This window comes from Kitasatospora sp. NPDC023118 (assembly GCF_055560875.1).
The window spans coordinates 213,480-230,801 of the sequence record NZ_JBVHHW010000013.1 but is presented as its reverse complement, the minus strand read 5'-3'; the positions used below and the strand labels follow the sequence as shown (position 1 = coordinate 230,801).

The 17,322-nt window shown below is 71.2% G+C and carries 14 protein-coding genes and 1 pseudogene; 7 read left to right on the top strand and 8 right to left on the bottom strand.

Annotation, left to right across the window (positions count from 1 at the left end):
• Both ACZ3UD_RS19450 and ACZ3UD_RS19445 read left to right on the top strand, forming a co-directional pair.
• On the top strand, window positions 1-591 hold a 591-nt coding region (locus ACZ3UD_RS19450; protein ID WP_465588708.1), incomplete at its 5' end, for an Ig-like domain repeat protein.
• Window positions 592-1,142: 551 nt separating this feature from the next.
• Window positions 1,143-2,404 (top strand): annotated as a pseudogene (locus ACZ3UD_RS19445) (ISL3 family transposase).
• A gap of 383 nt (window positions 2,405-2,787) precedes the next feature.
• Here ACZ3UD_RS19445 and ACZ3UD_RS19440 read toward each other — a convergent pair.
• Complete coding sequence (locus ACZ3UD_RS19440; protein ID WP_465588706.1) at window positions 2,788-3,321, bottom strand: hypothetical protein; 534 nt, start codon at window positions 3,319-3,321, stop codon at window positions 2,788-2,790.
• A 366-nt stretch (window positions 3,322-3,687) separates the two neighbouring features.
• On the opposite strand from ACZ3UD_RS19440, the gene ACZ3UD_RS19435 reads away from it, so the two are divergent.
• Window positions 3,688-4,095, top strand: coding sequence for a YccF domain-containing protein (locus ACZ3UD_RS19435; RefSeq protein ID WP_465588703.1), 408 nt, complete (start codon window positions 3,688-3,690; stop codon window positions 4,093-4,095).
• Here the strand turns inward: ACZ3UD_RS19435 and ACZ3UD_RS19430 are convergent, their stop codons facing one another.
• Both ACZ3UD_RS19430 and ACZ3UD_RS19425 read right to left on the bottom strand, forming a co-directional pair.
• The gene (locus ACZ3UD_RS19430) at window positions 4,096-4,314 is read right to left on the bottom strand and encodes an SRPBCC family protein (RefSeq protein ID WP_465588700.1); all 219 of its coding nucleotides are present in this window, start codon (window positions 4,312-4,314) and stop codon (window positions 4,096-4,098) included.
• A gap of 91 nt (window positions 4,315-4,405) precedes the next feature.
• Window positions 4,406-6,046, bottom strand: a complete 1,641-nt coding sequence (locus ACZ3UD_RS19425; RefSeq protein ID WP_465588697.1) for an AMP-binding protein — start codon at window positions 6,044-6,046, stop codon at window positions 4,406-4,408.
• Window positions 6,047-6,948: 902 nt separating this feature from the next.
• On the opposite strand from ACZ3UD_RS19425, the gene ACZ3UD_RS19420 reads away from it, so the two are divergent.
• The gene (locus ACZ3UD_RS19420) at window positions 6,949-7,596 is read left to right on the top strand and encodes a response regulator transcription factor (protein WP_465588694.1); all 648 of its coding nucleotides are present in this window, start codon (window positions 6,949-6,951) and stop codon (window positions 7,594-7,596) included.
• Window positions 7,597-7,679: 83 nt separating this feature from the next.
• On the opposite strand, the gene ACZ3UD_RS19415 is transcribed toward ACZ3UD_RS19420, so the two are convergent.
• Window positions 7,680-8,492, bottom strand: a complete 813-nt coding sequence (locus ACZ3UD_RS19415; RefSeq protein WP_465588691.1) for an AfsR/SARP family transcriptional regulator — start codon at window positions 8,490-8,492, stop codon at window positions 7,680-7,682.
• A gap of 349 nt (window positions 8,493-8,841) precedes the next feature.
• On the opposite strand from ACZ3UD_RS19415, the gene ACZ3UD_RS19410 reads away from it, so the two are divergent.
• Complete coding sequence (locus ACZ3UD_RS19410) at window positions 8,842-10,827, top strand: GTP-binding protein (protein WP_465588688.1); 1,986 nt, start codon at window positions 8,842-8,844, stop codon at window positions 10,825-10,827.
• Window positions 10,828-10,929: 102 nt separating this feature from the next.
• Here ACZ3UD_RS19410 and ACZ3UD_RS19405 read toward each other — a convergent pair whose 3' ends face one another.
• The 4 genes from ACZ3UD_RS19405 to ACZ3UD_RS19390 all read right to left on the bottom strand — a co-directional run bounded on the left by ACZ3UD_RS19405 (window position 10,930) and on the right by ACZ3UD_RS19390 (window position 15,142).
• Window positions 10,930-11,700, bottom strand: coding sequence for a cyclase family protein (locus ACZ3UD_RS19405; protein ID WP_465588685.1), 771 nt, complete (start codon window positions 11,698-11,700; stop codon window positions 10,930-10,932).
• Window positions 11,687-13,330, bottom strand: coding sequence for an FAD-dependent oxidoreductase (locus tag ACZ3UD_RS19400; RefSeq protein ID WP_465588682.1), 1,644 nt, complete (start codon window positions 13,328-13,330; stop codon window positions 11,687-11,689). The genes ACZ3UD_RS19405 and ACZ3UD_RS19400 overlap by 14 nt, the downstream gene beginning before the upstream one ends.
• Window positions 13,323-14,261, bottom strand: coding sequence for an aromatase/cyclase (locus tag ACZ3UD_RS19395; protein WP_465588680.1), 939 nt, complete (start codon window positions 14,259-14,261; stop codon window positions 13,323-13,325). Before ACZ3UD_RS19395 ends, ACZ3UD_RS19400 begins: the two co-directional genes overlap by 8 nt.
• 92 nt (window positions 14,262-14,353) lie before the next feature.
• A complete protein-coding gene (locus ACZ3UD_RS19390; protein WP_465588677.1) occupies window positions 14,354-15,142 on the bottom strand; it encodes an SDR family NAD(P)-dependent oxidoreductase in 789 nt (262 codons plus the stop codon).
• Between the two features lie 192 nt (window positions 15,143-15,334).
• Between ACZ3UD_RS19390 and ACZ3UD_RS19385 the strand changes: the two genes are divergently transcribed.
• Both ACZ3UD_RS19385 and ACZ3UD_RS19380 read left to right on the top strand, forming a co-directional pair.
• A complete protein-coding gene (locus tag ACZ3UD_RS19385; RefSeq protein ID WP_465588675.1) occupies window positions 15,335-15,751 on the top strand; it encodes a nuclear transport factor 2 family protein in 417 nt (138 codons plus the stop codon).
• Between the two features lie 12 nt (window positions 15,752-15,763).
• Window positions 15,764-17,317, top strand: a complete 1,554-nt coding sequence (locus ACZ3UD_RS19380) for a class I adenylate-forming enzyme family protein (RefSeq protein ID WP_465588672.1) — start codon at window positions 15,764-15,766, stop codon at window positions 17,315-17,317.
• Window positions 17,318-17,322 lie beyond the last annotated feature (5 nt).

The window sequence follows — 17,322 nt, the reverse complement described above, 5'->3', positions numbered from 1 at the left end:
TTCAACGGCTCCACCTCCCCCGTCGACACCCAGACGGTCAGTAAGGCCGGCACCGTCACCGTCCTCACGTCGGCACCCGACCCGTCGGCGTTCGGACAGACCAAGGTCCTGACCGCCACCGTCACCGCGGTTCCGCCGGGCGCCGGCACCCCCACCGGGACCGTGTCGTTCTTCGACGGCGCCACCCTGCTCCACACCGCCACCCTCGTCGGCGGCGTCGCCACCTTCACCACCTCCGCCCTCACCGTCGGCACCCACCCCCTGACCGCCGTCTACCACGGAAGCGCCGCCTTCAACGGCTCCACCTCCCCCGTCGACACCCAGACGGTCACCAACTGCTCGCCTCCGAGCCTGCAGGCCGTCTTTCCGGGCTTCGGGCCCGCCGCCGGTGGCAGCGCCGTCCTGCTCGTCGGCTCGAACCTCAACGACGTCACCGAGGTCACCTTCGGCGGCGTTCCGGCCGTCATCCTCGCGCAGGCCCTGGGGATCTTCGTCGCGGTCGCGCCAAAGGCCCACGCGCCCGGCACTGTGCCGGTCGTTGTCCACACCCCGTGTGGCACCAGCAACACGATGTACTACACCTACCTCTGAGGCACCCCAACGGTCGTGACGCACCCCGCCCGGCGGGGTGCGTCGACTGGGTGACACCACCCAGCTCAGGCCGGTCCGTTCGGGAGCGGGCGCGTGACTGCGCTCCGGCGCGCGGATGCTGTGGCGCGCTTCCCACGGCGCAGGTGCTCAGGATGCGGATCGTCTCTGCCCGCTCGGCGCAACCCGCCGGGCGGGCAGAGGTATGAGCGCAGGTACTCCGCCCTTGTCGGCCGCCTCATCCGGACGTCGTTCCACTATGCGGGCCTCCAGGACCGGGACAAGATCCGATGATCGTGCGGCTTGCTGTGATCTGCCGCCGTCGCAGATAGGAGCGGATGAGACGGTGGTCGTGGGCACAAGATTCGGGTCTTTGAACGCGAGGAATTGTGCCGTATCCGCCGCGAGCTCGCCGAGGGCAAAAATGGGCTCTCCTGCCGCATGTGTGGGTGCGCTGATCTACGGCTGGACGTAAAACACGCCGCCCTCTGTGATCCTTGAGATGTCGAAGCCCAAATTGGATCAAGCAGAGAGACGGCGTGCCTGCCTTCAGCATGTGGAAGCGCACCCTGACGGTCGAGAACACCATGGTCGAGGCGGTGCGCTGAGACAAAACGGAACAGTGTGTAATCGCGTCGGTGCGGCCTGACGCGCGGCGTCGGGGACGGTGCGGACTGTGCCGGCGCCCGGCACCTTGGTACGACCGGGGCCGCGGCCGGCGCCGGTGGCGCGACCTGGACCACGGGGCGGTGCGGATGTTCCTGGAGGCGGATGCCCCGCGGGTCGCCTGCCCCCGGCACGGTCCGACCGTGGCAGCGGTGCCCTGGGCCCGGCACGACGCCGGGCATACCCTGGCCTTCGGCCAGCAGGCCGCGTGGATGGCCACAGAATGCTCCAAGAGCGCCGCGGCCGAGCTGCTGCGCTGCTCGTGGCGCACGGTCGGGCGGATCGTCGAGCGCTTCACCGCCGACCGCGACCGGGGCACGGACCGGCTGGCGGGGCTCGCCCGGATCGGGATCGACGAGATCTCCTACCGCAAGGGCCAGCGCTACATGACCGTCGTGGTCGACCACGACACCGCCCGCGTCGGGTGGATGGCCGACGGCCACGGAACCGACGTCCTCACCCGGTTCTTCGACGAGCCCGGCGAGGTTCGAGCGGCGCTGCTGAGGCACATCAGCGCCGACGGCGCTGCCTGGATCGCCCAGGTCATCGCCGATCGGGCACCGGGCGCGCTGCGGGTGATGGATCCCTTTCACGTGGTCGCCTGGGCCACCGAGGCGTTGAACGCCGAGCGCCGGGCCTCGTGGAACCGGGCCCGGCGCGAGCTGGGCGACCGGGAGAAGGCGAGGGCGTTGAAGGACTCCCGCTTCGCGTTGTGGAAGAACGCCGAGGATCTGACCGACCGCCAGGTGGTCAAGTTGGCCTGGATCGCGGCCACCGACCCGCGCCTGCACCGCGCCTGCACCGCGCCTGGCGACTGAAGGAGGCCCTGCGGGCCGTCTTCGCCCTGGCCAAGCGCCGCCCCACCGCCGCCCTCAAGGCCCTGGACCGGTGGATCGGCTGGGCCCGCTGCTGCCGCATCCCCGCCTTCGTCGATCTCCAGCGCACGATCGTGCGCCACTACGACGCCATCCGCGCCGCGCTGGTCACCGACCTGTCCAACGGACTGATCGAGTCCACCAACACCAAGACCCGACTGATCATCCGCCGCGGCTTCGGCTTCCACTCCGCCGACGCCGTCATCGCCCTGGTCATGCTCACCCTCGCAGGCCCCCGCCCCACCCTCCCAGGACGCCAACCCACGACAGCCTGACCCACACATGCGGCAGGAGAGCCGAATTTCCGCGTACCGCCGACACCATCGGGCCCTCGGCTAACCCAGTGGTCGTCGCAACACCCTGTCCCCGAGAAGGAGCTACGCCTGCACCCATCACCAATCGTGGACCGAGCCGTTATCGGCAGGCTACTTACTCGGTCCGACAGTCATGGGCCCTTGCCCTCGCCGCCGACGGCCCGTCGGACTACAGTCCATTTCTTAACATTCCCAGTTGGTGTCAACTTGCAGTGCCGCTCCGGCGGGTTCGAGCGTGGTCGACAGATCCAGTTTGAGGTTTCGCCCCAGTGCGCATTGCCGACTAGACCAGTAGTCGGCAAGGCCGCTCACCCCGTCGAACGGCCTGACCCTGCGGTCGATGCTCAGCTTCCAGGCATCCCGATCGTTGACTGCCGTCGCCCGGGAGAACCCTGCTGTCCAGGGCTCGCTTCTGGCCACCTCGGCCGCACGAAGCAGGCCTCAGAATCCACCAGCTGTGGGTCGCGGCCCTCGGCAAATGATCTCTCGGTCACGATTGGCCGCGCGCCTGAGTCCCCTGGAAGTCCGATCCAGTTGCGCTCCACCTGCACGGCGTGGTCCAAGAGCGCGAGCATGGCCCGTAGCTCAGGCCCACCTTCGGCGCAGTTCGCGAGGCCGGCAGGCGTCAAGCTGATCTCCTGCCGGTCCTGGATGCTGTGGAAGCACCCGCCCTCTGTGTCATAGCCGAGGATCAAGTCACGCGGAAGCTCCGCCAGCGCATCCTCGATCCGGATGTTCTTACGCCAAAGTTGCCGGTCTAGGTAGTCGAAGGTAGGCCAGTTTCCGCTCGTGACGAGATGCTCGTGTACCGCCTCCAGCAACTCGAAGCCACTGTCGCCCTTCGACCGAGGGAGTCCCTCCGGCGCCATGACGCGCATGTTCCCCACCCTCTCTAAGTCCCAACGCAGGGGGGCAGAAGGTTACCGAGCCGGGCAGACGCCTCGCACCCCCGAATCCTGCAGGCCAACGATTCGCGCAGCCGGCTGGACTCCGGCTTTCCTTAGTACGCCGACCTGTCAGCGCCTGCCCGACAGCCCGCAGGTCGTTGGCCTTCCACGGCGGCGGCATGGTCGGGTCAAGGAGGAGGTCCCACACCGCCCAGACGGACGAGTCGAAAGAATCGCTATCTGAGGCTGCAGCCCGGACCGCCCCCTGAGGAACAACCCCTAAGGGCGTAGACACGCTCGCCAGCGGGCATCGCATGGTCGTAGTGCAACGCCATCAGCCGCGAGAAGGTACCAAGTATGAGTGCAGTGAAATTCATCCTCAATGTCATCTGGTTGGTTTTCTGCGGCATTTGGATGGCTCTTGCCTATGTGCTCGCCGGAATTATCTGCTGCCTGCTTGTAATTACCATCCCATTTGCCATTGCTTCGTTTCGGATCGCCGGCTTCATCCTGTGGCCGTTCGGGCGGACCACCGTCGAGCGCCGGGACGCCGGGCCGGCGTCCTGCATCGGCAACGTGCTCTGGTTCGTCTTCGCCGGGTGGTGGCTGGCCATCGCGCACCTGGCGACCAGCATTCCGCTGTTCCTGTCGATCATCGGGATCCCGTTCGGGTGGGCGAACCTGAAGATGATCCCGATCTCGCTGATGCCGCTGGGCAAGGAGGTCGTGCCGAGCGACCAGGCGTTCGGGGTGCCGCGGTACTGATCAGGGGGTGAGGCGGGCTTCGAGGTCGCGGAGGTCCTTGGTGAGGGAGCTGCGGACCTGGCGGGACATCAGGGGGGCCGCCGGGCGGTAGTGGCGGGAGGAGTCGCCGCGGACCCGGATGCGGGCGAAGGTGCCGGACCGGGTGGGCTCGAAGGTGTAGGTCACGTGCACGGGCACGGGGGCCGGCGCGGCGACGGCTTCCGGCGGGAGGAGGATCACGCGTTCCACGGTGAGTCGAGGGGCATGGTCCCACTCTCCCGCCGGGTACCCGGGCCCGCCTCCCCGGGCGGGCCGAAGGTACTGGAAGGCCCTAGAGTCCGAGGATGCGGACGGCCAGCTCGCGCATCTCGACCTTGCGGATCTTGCCGGTGACGGTCATCGGGAACTCCTCGACCACGTGGACGTAGCGCGGGATCTTGAAGTGGGCCAGCCGCCCGGCGCAGTACTCGCGCACGGCCTCGGCGGTGAGCTGATCGGCGCCCTCGCGCATCCGGATCCAGGCCATCAGTTCCTCGCCGTACTTGGCGTCGGGGACGCCGATCACCTGGACGTCGAGGATGTCCGGGTGGGTGTGGAGGAACTCCTCGATCTCGCGCGGGTAGAGGTTCTCCCCGCCGCGGATCACCATGTCCTTGATCCGGCCGGTGATCGCCAGGTAGCCGCCCCGGTCCATCACCGCGAGGTCCCCGGTGTGCATCCAGCGGGCCGCGTCGACGGCCTCGGCGGTGCGCTCGGGCTCGTTCCAGTAGCCGAGCATGACGGAGTAGCCGCGGGTGCACAGCTCGCCGGGCTCGCCGCGCGGGACGGTACGGCCGGTGGCCGGGTCGACCACCTTGACCTCCAGGTGGGGGCCGACCCTGCCGACGGTGGAGACCCGGCGCTCGATCGAGTCGTCGGTGCGGGTCTGGGTGGAGACCGGCGAGGTTTCCGTCATGCCGTAGCAGATGGAGACCTCGGCCATGCCCATCCGGTCGATGACCTCCTTCATCACCTCGGTCGGGCAGGGCGAGCCGGCCATGATGCCGGTGCGCAGGCTGCCGAGGTCGTAGCGGGCGAAGTCCGGGTCGGCGAGTTCGGCGATGAACATGGTCGGCACGCCGTAGAGCGAGGTGCAGCGCTCGGCGGTGACGGCGGCCAGGGTGGCGCCGGGTTCGAAGGAGGGGGCCGGGATGACCATGCAGGCGCCGTGCGAGGTGGCGGCGAGGTTGCCCATCACCATGCCGAAGCAGTGGTAGAAGGGCACCGGGATGCAGATCCGGTCCTGCTCGGTGTAGTTGAGAAGCTCGCCGACGAAGTAGCCGTTGTTGAGGATGTTGTGGTGGGAGAGGGTCGCGCCCTTGGGGAAGCCGGTGGTACCCGAGGTGTACTGGATGTTGATCGGGTCGTCGGGGGCCAACTCGCCCTGGCGCTCGGCGAAGAGAGCGCGTAGAGCCGGGTCGGCCCCGCGGCCGGCCGACAGGAGGGCGTCCCAGGCGGGGCTGCCGAGCAGCACCACCCGCTCCAACTCGCGGCAGTTCGGCCGGACTTCGTCGATCATCGCGGCGTAGTCCGAGGACTTGAAGCGCTCGGCGGCGACCAGCACCCGGATCCCGGCCTGGTTCAGTACGTACTCCAACTCGTGCGCCCGGTAGGCCGGGTTGACCGTGACCAGGATCGCGCCGAGCTTGGCGGTGGCGTACTGGGTGAGGGTCCACTCGGCGCAGTTGGGCGCCCAGATGCCGACCCGGTCGCCCTTGGCGATCCCGAGCTCCAGCAGGCCGAGCGCCAGCGCGTCCACGTCGGCGGCGAGTTGGGCGTACGTCCAGCGGCGGGCGGTGGGCCGGTCGACCAGGGCATCGCGCTCGGGGAAGGCGCGCACCGCGCGGTCGAGGTTCTCCCCGATGGTGTCGCCGAGCAGCGGGACGTCCGAGGTGCCGGAGGCGTAGCTGCGCGGGGTCGGGGTGGTCGGCACGTTCTGCCTCCTGGATGACGCGATACGGCGAGGCGGGCGGCTGTGCCCGGAAGGCTACCGGCGCCGACCCGGCGGCAACCCATGATCCTCGCCACACCGGTCGGCCACCACCCCCGATCGGGGGTGGTGGTCACGTCCACGAGCGTGATCACGGCCGCCCGCCGGGGAGTCCGCTCGCCCCGGACGGACATCCGGCTCACCTTCCCTGGTTTCGAAGTCGCCAATCTCCGGTGGCCGATTTTTTGCGCTGTCCATCAGATCACCCGCCCGTACAGCGAGATCGTCCCGTGATCTAGCGTCGATCGTGCGGCGAAAAACCACCCTTGGGCGGAAAGTAAGAATAGGGTTAGGTTCTGTTCAGACCGGATCACGAACGAATCTGGCCATCCGGTCGACGGGGGGTGACCCGCCGTGGTCGCCGGATCGCGAACCCCCCGACCGGCCGCGTCCGCGGTGGCCCGGAAGCCACCCGGCCACGCCGTCCCCACCCGAACCCGAGCAGGCCAACGAACGCACACATGAATCTGGGCACCAACCCGATCCCCACCCACCGGAGGACTTCGCATGGCTGCTCTCCCCGGCCGGCCAGAGGCCTCACGCCAGTCCACCGGCGCGGCCGCTCCGGCCCGCGCCGCGGCTGCCCGACCGGCCGACGGCTGCACGACACCGACCCCGTCGGTACGCCCCACCCCGCACCGGCCCCGGCCACGGCCCGGCCGCTCCACCACCCACTCCCGGACCGCAGACGTTCCGAACGCCCATCCCAGGCCGAACGCCCATCCGAGGAATCGATTCTCCAGCGCCCGTACCAGGGCTCGGAGCGTCCACCCCGCCGCCCTGCGCGGCGAGCCCGGATCGCTCCACTCATCGGTCAATCGTGTCCGTCGACACCGGGGGGAACCGTGTCACTCGTCAACAACCATCCGTCAGTCCTCGTCGTCGAGGGGAACGTCCTGCTGCGCACCGGGCTCCAGGCCCTCCTGTGGGCCGAACCCGACCTCACCGTGCGCGCCGCCGTGGGCGGCGTGGACGAGGCACTCGCGGTCCTGGCCGGGCAGCCCGTGGACGTCGTGGTGTACGGGGCCGGCGAGTCGGTGGCCGACACCGAGCAGAGCCTGGAGCGGCTGCTCGACCGCGGCGCCCGGGTGGTCGTGCTGAGCCGGCGGGACCACCCGGGCGAGATGGAGACCTACCTCAGCTCCGGGGTGAGCGCCTACCTGGCCGAGGACGCCGCCGGGGAGTGCCTCGGCTCGGTGATCCGGGGCCTGACCTCGGACCGGGAGCGGGTGTACATCATGGCCTCCCGCTCCGGCCTCGACTGGATGGCCGGTCAGCGCGGCTGCCGGCTCTCCGGCCGGGAGCGGGAGGTCATGGGCCTGGTCGCGAACGGGCTGAGCAACTCGGCCATCGCCGGCCGGCTCTGCATCTCGCCGGGCACCGTCAAGCGCCATCTCCGGAACGTGTTCGTCAAGCTCAACGCGGTCTCCCGGATCGACGCCGTCAACAAGGCCCGGGCGGCATCCATGCTGGTCCCGGCCGGACGGACCTGACCGGCCGGCACACGGCACGGATACGGCACGGATACGGCACGGACGGTGGGACAGCCGCCGAGCGGAGCAGGGCCGGACGCGGCTCAGGCCGAACGGGCCCGCAGGCCCTGCTCCACCGCCCGCGCGGCAAGCGCCCGGAACTCCTGCCGCGCGGGCACCGTGCCGCTGAGCAGGTCGTTGTGCAGTTCCTGGAGCGGCCGCGAGGGGGAGATCCCGAGGTCCTCGTCGAGCCTGCGGTAGAGCGTGCGGTAGACCTGCAGGGCCTCGCTCCGACGCCCGGCGGCGTCCAGAGTGATCATGAGCTGCTCGTGATACCACTCGTTCAGTGGTTGATGGAACGTCAACAGCCTGAGCTCGGGGATGAGTTCTCGATGACGGCCGAGCTGCTGATCGGCCAGGATGCGGTGCTCCAGGGCGCGCAGGCGCATCTCCTCCAGGACCGCGACGTGGCCGGCCAGCGAGCCGCCCACCGGGATGTCCGCCAGGGCGGTGCCCCGCCACAGGTCCAGCGCCTGCCGCAGCCGCTGCGCGGCCGCCTCGGGCCGGCCGGCGGCCAGCAGCCGGTCCCCCTCGTGGTGCAGCCGCTCGAACTGCTGGGCGTCGAGTTCCTCCTCCTCCAGCAGCAGGACGTAGCCGGGGGCCTTGGTGAGGATGACGTCCCGGCCCAGCGGGCGGCAGAGCTTGCGCAGTTGGTAGATGTAGGTCTGCGCGGTGGTGACCACCGTCCGCGGCGGACTGCTGCCCCAGATCTCCTCGATCACGAGGCCCAGGTCGACGATCCGGTTCGCGTTCACGAGCAGGATCGCCAGCGTCCAGCGAACCTTGAGCGCTCGCGGGGTGCACGGAATTCCCTTGTCGAGGACTTCCAGCGGGCCCAGAATGTTGAACTTCACCATGCCTCCGATGTCGCCCGGTCTTCTCCTCGACCCCAGGTATATCCGGGCCTCGGCAGGGCCTCAAGAGGAACCCGCACAAGGTGGCAGCCGCGCAATTCGAAGGTGGCACCGACGCATTTCCAGAGCGGTCCGCGGAAATGTCCCGAGGGATACACCCCCCGTCGATCGACCCCCGCCGATCGGCTGGCTGATCGTCAAGTTCTGTTAGACTGCGGCCGGTTGGACACCAGATCCAGCCGACGACCCAGGCCCGAGACCCACGAGGAGAAGGACGTGCCCCGAAAGATCCGTGTTGCTCCGGTAATCCGTATGAAGACCGTAGAACTAGGGGACACACGTCTTGACAAGCGTGAACATCGGAATCCTGGCCCATGTCGACGCCGGTAAGACCAGCCTGACCGAGCGGCTGCTGCACACCGCCGGCGTCATCGACCGCGTCGGCAGCGTCGACCGCGGCGACACCCAGACCGACTCGCACGAACTCGAACGCCAGCGCGGCATCACCATCCGGTCCGCAGTGGTGTCCTTCACCGTCGGCGACGTCAAGGTCAACCTCATCGACACACCCGGCCACCCGGACTTCATCTCCGAGGTGGAGCGGGCCCTCGGCGTGCTCGACGGCGTGGTGCTCGTCATCTCGGCCGTGGAGGGCGTGCAGGCGCAGACCCGGCTGCTGATGCGCACGCTGGTGAAGCTCCGCATGCCGGTCATCCTCTTCGTCAACAAGATCGACCGCATGGGCGCGCGGTACCAGGAGCTGCTGGACGAGATCCGCACCGAGCTCACCGACACTGTCGTCCCGCTGACCAGGGTCGAAGGGCTCGGCAGCCACCAGGCACGCGCGATCGCCCGGACCGTCGGGCCGGACGACCCGGACTTCGCCGCCGAACTGGCCGACGTCCTGGCCGAGCACGGCGACGACTTCCTGGCCCGCTACCTCGACGACGAGACGTCCCTGACCGCACACGACTACACGGACGAACTCGCCCGGCAGGCCCGCCGCGCGCAGCTCTACCCGGTGCTCTTCGGCTCGGCCGTGGCCGGGGCCGGCATCGACGCGCTGGTGGACGGCATCACCAGGCTGTTTCCGGTCAATCACGGCAGCGATCGCGGCGACTCCGACAGCACGCTCCGGGGCACGGTGTTCAAGATCGAGCGCGGCTGGGCGGGCGAGAAGGTCGCCTATGTCCGGCTGCGCGGGGGCTCGCTCGGCTCGCGGGAGAAGGTGACCGCGTTCCGGCGGGACCAGCACGGCGCCATCACCGAACTGCCCGGCCGGACCACCGTGGTCGAGGTGTTCGACCGGGGCTCCGCCGTGGTGGAGACGCGGGCGCGCTCGGGGGACATTGCCAAGGTCTGGGGGCTCAAGGGCATCCGGATCGGCGACCGGCTCGGCTCCGCCGAGGGGCTGGACGGGGAGCACCTGTTCGCGCCGCCCAGCCTGGAGACCGTGATCCGCCCGTCCCGGCCCAGCGCGATGCCCGAACTCTACGACGCGCTGTTGCAGTTGGCCGACCAGGACCCGTTCATCAACGTCCGCAAGGACGACGAGGAGCAGGAGATCTCGGTCTCGCTCTACGGAGAGGTGCAGAAGGAGGTCATCGCGGCGACCCTCGCCGACGACTTCAAGCTGGACGTGGTGTTCGAGGGCACCCGGATCATCTGCGTGGAACGGCCGATCGGGGTCGGCGAGTCGGTGGAGGAGATCGACTACCGGAGCAAGACCTTCTTCTGGGCCACGGTCGGTCTGCGGGTCGAGCCCGGCGAGCCCGGCTCGGGGATCGTCTTCCGCCGCTCGGTGGAGCTCGGCTCGCTGCCGCACGCCTTCCACAAGGCCGTCGAGGAGGCCGTCCGGGCCACCCTGCAGCAGGGGCTGAACGGCTGGGAGGTGCTGGACATCCTGGTGACGCTCACCCACTCCGGGTTCGCCAGCCCGGTCAGCGCGGCGGGTGACTTCCGCAAGCTCACCCCGCTCGTGCTGATGAACGCGCTCAAGCAGGCGGGCACCCAGGTGTACGAGCCGGTGAACCGCTTCGAGGTGGAGGTGCCGGCCGAGGCCGCCAGCGCCGTCCTGCTGAACCTGGTGGAGTGCGGCGCCACCCCCGAGGCCACCCGGGGGCAGGGCAGCAGCTGCCTGGTGGAGGGGACCATCCCGGCCCGTACGGTCCAGGAGTTCGAGCAGCGGCTGCCGGGGCTGAGCCAGGGCCAGGGTGTGCTGGTCACCCGGTTCCACAGCTTCCAGCCGGTCGTCGGGGCGGCGCCGAGCCGGCGGCGGACCGACCTCAACCCGGTGGACCGTTCGGAGTACATGCTCCGGGCCTTCGGCCGGATCTGACGACACGTCACAAGGGCCCGACCACTGCTCCACGTGGTCGGGCCCTCGGCCGTCATCAGCGTCGGCGATCGGCGGCGGCGATCAGCGGCGGATCAGCGGCGATCAGTCGAACAGTGCCACCGCCCGGGTCCAACCCGCCCCCGCCCCGGCGATCTTGACCGGGAACGCCTGCACGGTGAAGCCGGTCGGCGCGGGCAGCGCGCCCAGATTCGCCAGCCGCTCGATCTGGCAGTACTCCCGCTGCCGCCCGGCGAAGTGCGCGGGCCACAGCACGGAACGGTCCCCGGTGCGCTGGAACTCGGCGAGCATGTGCGTGAACGGAGCGTCCAGCCCGAAGGCGTCCGTCCCGATGAGCCGCACGCCGAGGTCGAGCAGGAGGTTCGTCGCCTCGCCGTCCAGGCCGGCGAACCGGGTGAAGTACTCGGGAGTGCCGGCGAGTCGGTCGGCCCCGGTGTGCAGCAGCACGATCTCCCCGGGGTCGGGGCGGTGGCCGATCTCGTCGAAGGCACGCCGCAGCCGGTCGGCGCCGATCGTCCCGACCCCGGAGTCGGTGAGGTCGAGGCGAACGCCCGGTCCGATGAACCACTCCAGCGGCAACTCGTCGATGTGGCGCGGCACTCCGTACGCGGCCTTGCTGCCGTAGTGCGAGGGCGCGTCGACATGGGTGCCGGTGTGGGTGGTCAGGGTCAGGGTGTCCAGCGAGAGCATCTCGCCGTCCGGCAGCTCCGCGACGTCGAACTCCAGGCCGTGGTTGCGGAGCATGCCCTCGGCCATGTGGTGCGCGGCCTCGGCCGGAGTCAGCACCTCGTGCCGGATGCCGTCCACCTCCCAGGCGTCGGCGTCGATCGTCGAGGAGAGGTCAATGAGGCGCATGCGCGGCTCCCTCCGGCAGCAGGGCGCAGGCCCGTAGGACGTCGAGGTAGCGGTCCGGCCCGTGGTCCCGCGCCGCGAGGTGGCCGTCCGGCCGGATCAGCAGGAACTCCCCCGGCGCCAGAGCGAGTTCGCGGCGCAGCGTGCCGTCGGGGTCGGGCAGCTCGCCCGGTCCGCCGGGGTCGGCCACCGTACGGACCGCTACGGCCGCACCGAACAGCCGCTCCAACCGGGCGAGTTGCTCCCGGTGTCCGGTGTGCCCGGCGGCCGCCGGGGTGGCGAGCAGGGTCCAGCGGGCGTCGGCGAGTTCGGCGCAGAGCGCGGACCAGCCGGGGTGCCGGGCGGCCGTCCGGGCGTCGCAGCCGACCCGGTCGCCGGGGGCGGGCCGCCCGGCCGGGGCGGCGGCCGGGCGGGTGAGCGGGCTGTCGGGGTAGGCCAGGGCGAGCCCGCAGAAGCCGCGGATCATCCGGCCCTCGACCTTGCGCCGCAGCGGCGTGATCCGGCGCAGCACCGCTGTGCCCACGGTGAGCAGGGCCGGGGCCAGCGCGGTGCGCAGCGAGACCAGGGCGGTGGCCGTACGGGTGGAGCGCAGCAGCACGGCTCCGGTGGGGACGCGCTCGGCGTCGTAGCTGTCGAGGAGAGCGGGGCCGGCGTGGCCGCGGATCACGTCGGCGAGCTTCCAGGCGAGGTTGTGGGCGTCCTGGATGCCGCTGTTCATGCCCTGGCCGGAGGCCGGGCTGTGGACGTGGGCGGCGTCCCCGGCGAGGAAGCAGCGCCCCTCGCGCATCCGGGTGATCTGGCGCTGCTGGACGGTGAAGACGGACAGCCAGGTGGGGGTGCCGACCTCGACGGGGCGGCCGAGCGCCCGGCCGATCTTCCCGGCCAGGCGGCGGCGGACGAGTTCCGGGTCCTCGGCCCCGTCGGTGTCCACCGTGTCCACCACCCGCCATTTGCCGGGCTCGGGGAACGGGACGAGCAGCAGGGTGCCGGGCTCGGTGTGCAGCAGGTGGTTGCTGTCCGCCGGGAGAACGGTGTCGAGGGTGGCATCGGCGTCGAGGGTGACGTCGGCGTTGAGCCAGACCTGGGTGGAGTCCCCGATCAGGCGCATGCCGAGCTGCTTGCGCACGGTGCTGCGGCCGCCGTCGGCCCCGATCAGCCAGGGGACCGCCGTCTCCTCGATCCGCCCGTCGGCGTGCCGGAGGGTGACGAGCGCGGAGTCGGACCCGGGGCGTACGGCGGTGAGTTCGACGCCCCACTCGACGGGAACGCCGAGTTCGGCGGTGCGCTCGCGCAGCACCCGCTCGGTGACCACCTGGTCGACCATCAGGCTGAACGGGTAACGGGTGGGCATGGAGCGGTAGTTGGTGTCGAAGCGGATGAGGGTGCGGCCGCGCCGGTGCATGGTGAAGTGGGTGACCCGCCGGCCCAGCGGCAGCAGCCGGTCCAGGGTGCCCATCTGGTCGAGCACCTCCATGGTCCGGGCGTGTACCGCCAGGGCCCGGCTGCTGGTGGCCGGGCCGGGGGCGGCGTCGACCAGCCGGACGGGGATGCCGCGCCGCGCGAGTTCGTGGGCCGCGGTGAGGCCGACCGGGCCGGCTCCCGCGATCAGGACGGCCGGGGCGAGGTCAGCCACGGCGCTCCTCGGCGAAGCGCTTGGCGAGGCCGAGGGTGGCGCGGCTGTTGCCGCCGGCGGCGTCGCGGATGAAGCGGCGGGCGGTGGCGGTGGTGGCGTCCGGGCCGAGGACGGTGGGGATGGCCTCGGGGTTGAGGACGACGGCGTGCCAGGAGGTGACCCGTACGCCGTGCGCGGTCGGCTCGACGGTCCAGCGGCCGGTGTGCGCGGCCATCATGGAGGGGGTGCGCAGCTGCTTGTAGGCGATGCCGGTGTCCGGGAAGCAGATCCGGACGGACTCGGTGGTGTGCTCGGAGCCGTCGGCGGTGCGGGTGTCCATGGCCATGTGCTGGACGCCGCCGGCCTCCTCGCGCAGGTCGAGCCGGGCGACGTGGGGCAGCCGGGCGGGCCAGGCGCGGGCGTCCTGGAGGAAGTCGTAGACGGTCTGCGGGGCCGCGTCGACCAGGACCGAGTCCTCGAACTCGAATTCCAGCTCGGTGAGGCGGTTCCAGCGTTCGGCGAGGTCCTTGATGTTGCCGAGTTCGCTGCGGCTGTTGCGATCGGTCGCCTCGGTGATCCAGCGCAGGCCCTGCGGGTCGTCGTCGAGGGCGCTGAACTCGTGGGTGAGGGTGAGGGTTGCGCCGCCCTCGCGGCCGCCCACCCGCCACTCCCCCGCCATCGAGGCGACCGGGGGCGAGGAGACCTCCTGGCGGAAGCGGATCCGGCGCAGCTCGGCGTCGAGCTCGCGGCGGGAGGTCCAGTGCTTGACCTCGCCGTTGGCCCGGGCCCAGATCCGCAGGCGTTCGGCGCCGGGCGCGAGTTCCTCGCGCTCGACGTGCAGGGTGGGGGCGAAGCGCCGCGGCCAGGCCGGGGCGTCGGCGATGACGGCGTAGACGACGTCGGCGGGGGCGTCGATGTCGATCGAGTGGGTGGTGTGCTGGGTGGAGGCCATGGGTCGGACCGGCCCTTTCCGTCGGCGGGGTGAGTTCGGCAGGGTGAGCTCCGCCGGTGAGTCGGGCGGAGTGCGTGGGGTGCGGCTGCGGCTCAGTAGATGCCGAGGCCGCCGCAGACGTTGATCGCCTGCGCGGTGATCGAGGCGGCGGCGGGCGTGGTCAGGTAGTCGACCATCCCGGCGACCTCGTCGGCGGTGGAGTAGCGGCCGAGCGGGATCTTCTGCTCGAAGCGCGCGCGCACGTCCTCCTCGGTGGTGTCCCAGGTCGCCGCGTACGCCTGGCGGACCCGGACGGCCATCGGGGTCTCGACGTAGCCGGGGCAGACCGCGTTGACCGTGGTGCCGGTGTGGGCGAGTTCCTTGGCGAGCGCCTTGGTGAAGCCGATGACGCCGGCCTTGGACGCCGAGTACGGGGCGCCGAGCGGGACGCCCTGCTTGCCGCCGGTGGAGGCGACGGTGATGATCCGTCCGTGGCCGGCCGCCTCCATGCCACCGGTGGTGAGGACCTCGCGGGTGACCCGGAAGACGCTGGTGAGGTTGGTGTCGAGCACGTCCTGCCACAGCTCGTCGGTGATGGTGGAGGTGACGCCGCCGCCGTTGCGTCCGGCGTTGTTGACCAGCACGCCGATCGGGCCGAAGCGCTCCACCGCCGTCCGGACCGCCCTCCGGACGTCCTCCGGGGAGCGGACGTCGGCCGCGACGCCGTCCACCTCCAGGCCCTCGCCGCGCAGTCGGGCGACCGTCTCGGCGACGCCCTGCGCGGTGCGGGCGCAGATGAAGACGCGCAGCCCGCGCCGGGCCAGCCGCTCGGCGCCGGCCAGTCCGATGCCGCTGGTCGCGCCGGTCACCAGGGCGACGTCGCCGGTTGTCACGGTGGTCATCGCATCGATCTCCTGTCTCGCTCACGAGTCGCGGGCCCGGGCGGGCCGCACGGGTACAGGGCCGACCCTGCCGGTCCGGCTTCGACTGCGGTTCGAGCGCGCCGGACGAGAAGAGCGCTCCAACGGGAGTCGAAGCGGGGGTGGGAGCGTCGGCGCTGCCCGACCCACCAACAACCCGAGGAGGCCCGGGACATGACCGGATCGCTCTACGAGGAGGTCCAGCACTTCTACGGCCGGCAGATGCGCCATCTGGACGAGGGCGAGGTCACCGAGTGGGCCGCGACCTTCACCGAGGACGGCGTGTTCGCCGCCAACGCCCGCCCGCACCCGCAGGAGGGCCGCGCCGCGATCGAGCAGGGCGCCCGCGAGGCCGCGCAGCGCCTGGCCGCCGCCGGCGTCCGGCACCGGCACTGGCTGGGGATGCTGGAGGTCGCCGAGCAGCCGGACGGCCGGGTGCTGGCCAAGACCTACGCGCTGATCGTCGCGACGCCCGAGGGCGGCTCGGCCGCCGTGCACCTGAGCTGCCGCTGCGAGGACCGACTCGTGCGGGTGGACGGCGAGTTGAAGGTCCAGCACCGTCAGGTCCACCGGGACGACCTGCCCGCCTGAGAGGAGGCCACCGTGGACCTCCCACGGGACAGTACGACCGTCGGTGCGCCGCTCGGCGTGGTGGCGGAGCTGATCGGCGGCCCCCGGATCGACGACCTGCTCCGCCGCGCGGCCCGGCGGACGCCGCGTCACCCGGCCCTGGTGGCCGACGGCCAGGTGCTCGACCACACCGCGCTGGACGCCCGGGTGAGCGACTGCGCCGAGGCCCTGCGCGCCGCCTTCGGCGGTCCTGGCACGGTGGTCGCGATCGCCGCCGAGCTGACCGTCGAGTTCGCGGTCACCTTCCTGGGCATCTCCCGCTCCGGGAACACCAGCGCGATGTTCAACCCGCTCGTCCCGGACGACACCCTGGTGCACGTCCTCAACTCCTGCGGTGCCCGGGCGGCCGTGCTGTCGCCCCGGATGCACCGACGGATCCTGGCGCTGCGTCCCCGGTTGCCGCTGCTGCGGCGGCTGGTGGTGACCTCCGACGCCGGTGACGGCACGCCCGTCCTGGACGCGCTGGGGCGCGTCGCCGTCCCGGCCGACGAGGTGGTGGAGACCGCCTGTCTGCAGTTCACCAGCGGCACCACCGGCTCGCCGAAGACCGTCCGGCTGAGCCACCGCAACCTGCTGGTGAACGCGGCGCAGTCGGCGCACGCCCACCGGCTGGCGGCGGACTCCGTCTCGCTCAACAACCTGCCCTCCTTCCACCTGATGCACCTGAACACCGCGCTGGCGGTCGGCGCGACCCACGTGCTCTGCCCGGAGGAGGACCGCGCGGCGCTGGTGGAGCTGGCCCGCTCCTGGCGGGCCTCGCACCTGTACAGCCTGCCGGTGCGGCTGTCCCGCCTCGCCGGGGACGAGCGGCTGCCCGGCTTCCGGATCCCGTCCCTGCGGGCGGTGCTCTCCGGGGGCTCGGCGCTGCCGCCCCGCACGACGACCGCGCTGCAGGAGCACTTCGGGGTCCCGGTGGTCCAGGGCTACGGCCTCGCCGAGACCTCGCCGTCGACCCACTTCGACCTGCCGGAGGGGCCCACCGTCGGCTCCAGCGGCCCGCCGGTGGCCGGGACGGCCTGCCGGATCGTGGACGTGCGCACCGGCGCGGTGCTGCCGGTGGGCGAGCGCGGCGAGATCCAGGTCCGGGGCCCGCAGCTGATGCTGGGCTACCTGGGCGACGGACCCGCCGACGCCGTCGACCCGGACGGCTGGTTCCGCACCGGGGACGTCGGCCGGATCGACGACTCGGGCCGGCTGTTCGTCGTCGACCGGATCAAGGACGTCTTCAAGTGCGACAACTGGCTGGTGTCGCCGACCGAGATCGAGCGGGTGCTGATGCGGCACCCGGCCGTCGCCGACTGCGTGGTCTTCGACCAGCCCGACGAGCTGAGCGGGGCCGTCGCCGTCGGACTGGTCGTGCCGCACGGCGAGGACGTCGACCCGACCGCGCTCGCCGAGTTCGCGAACGCCAGGCTCCCCTACTACGAGCACCTGAAACAGCTGCGGCTGGTGGAGAGCATCCCGCGCTCCGCCACCGGCAAGGTTCAGCGGCGCGAGCTGCGCGACCGGCTGTTCGGCTCCCGGTAGAACCG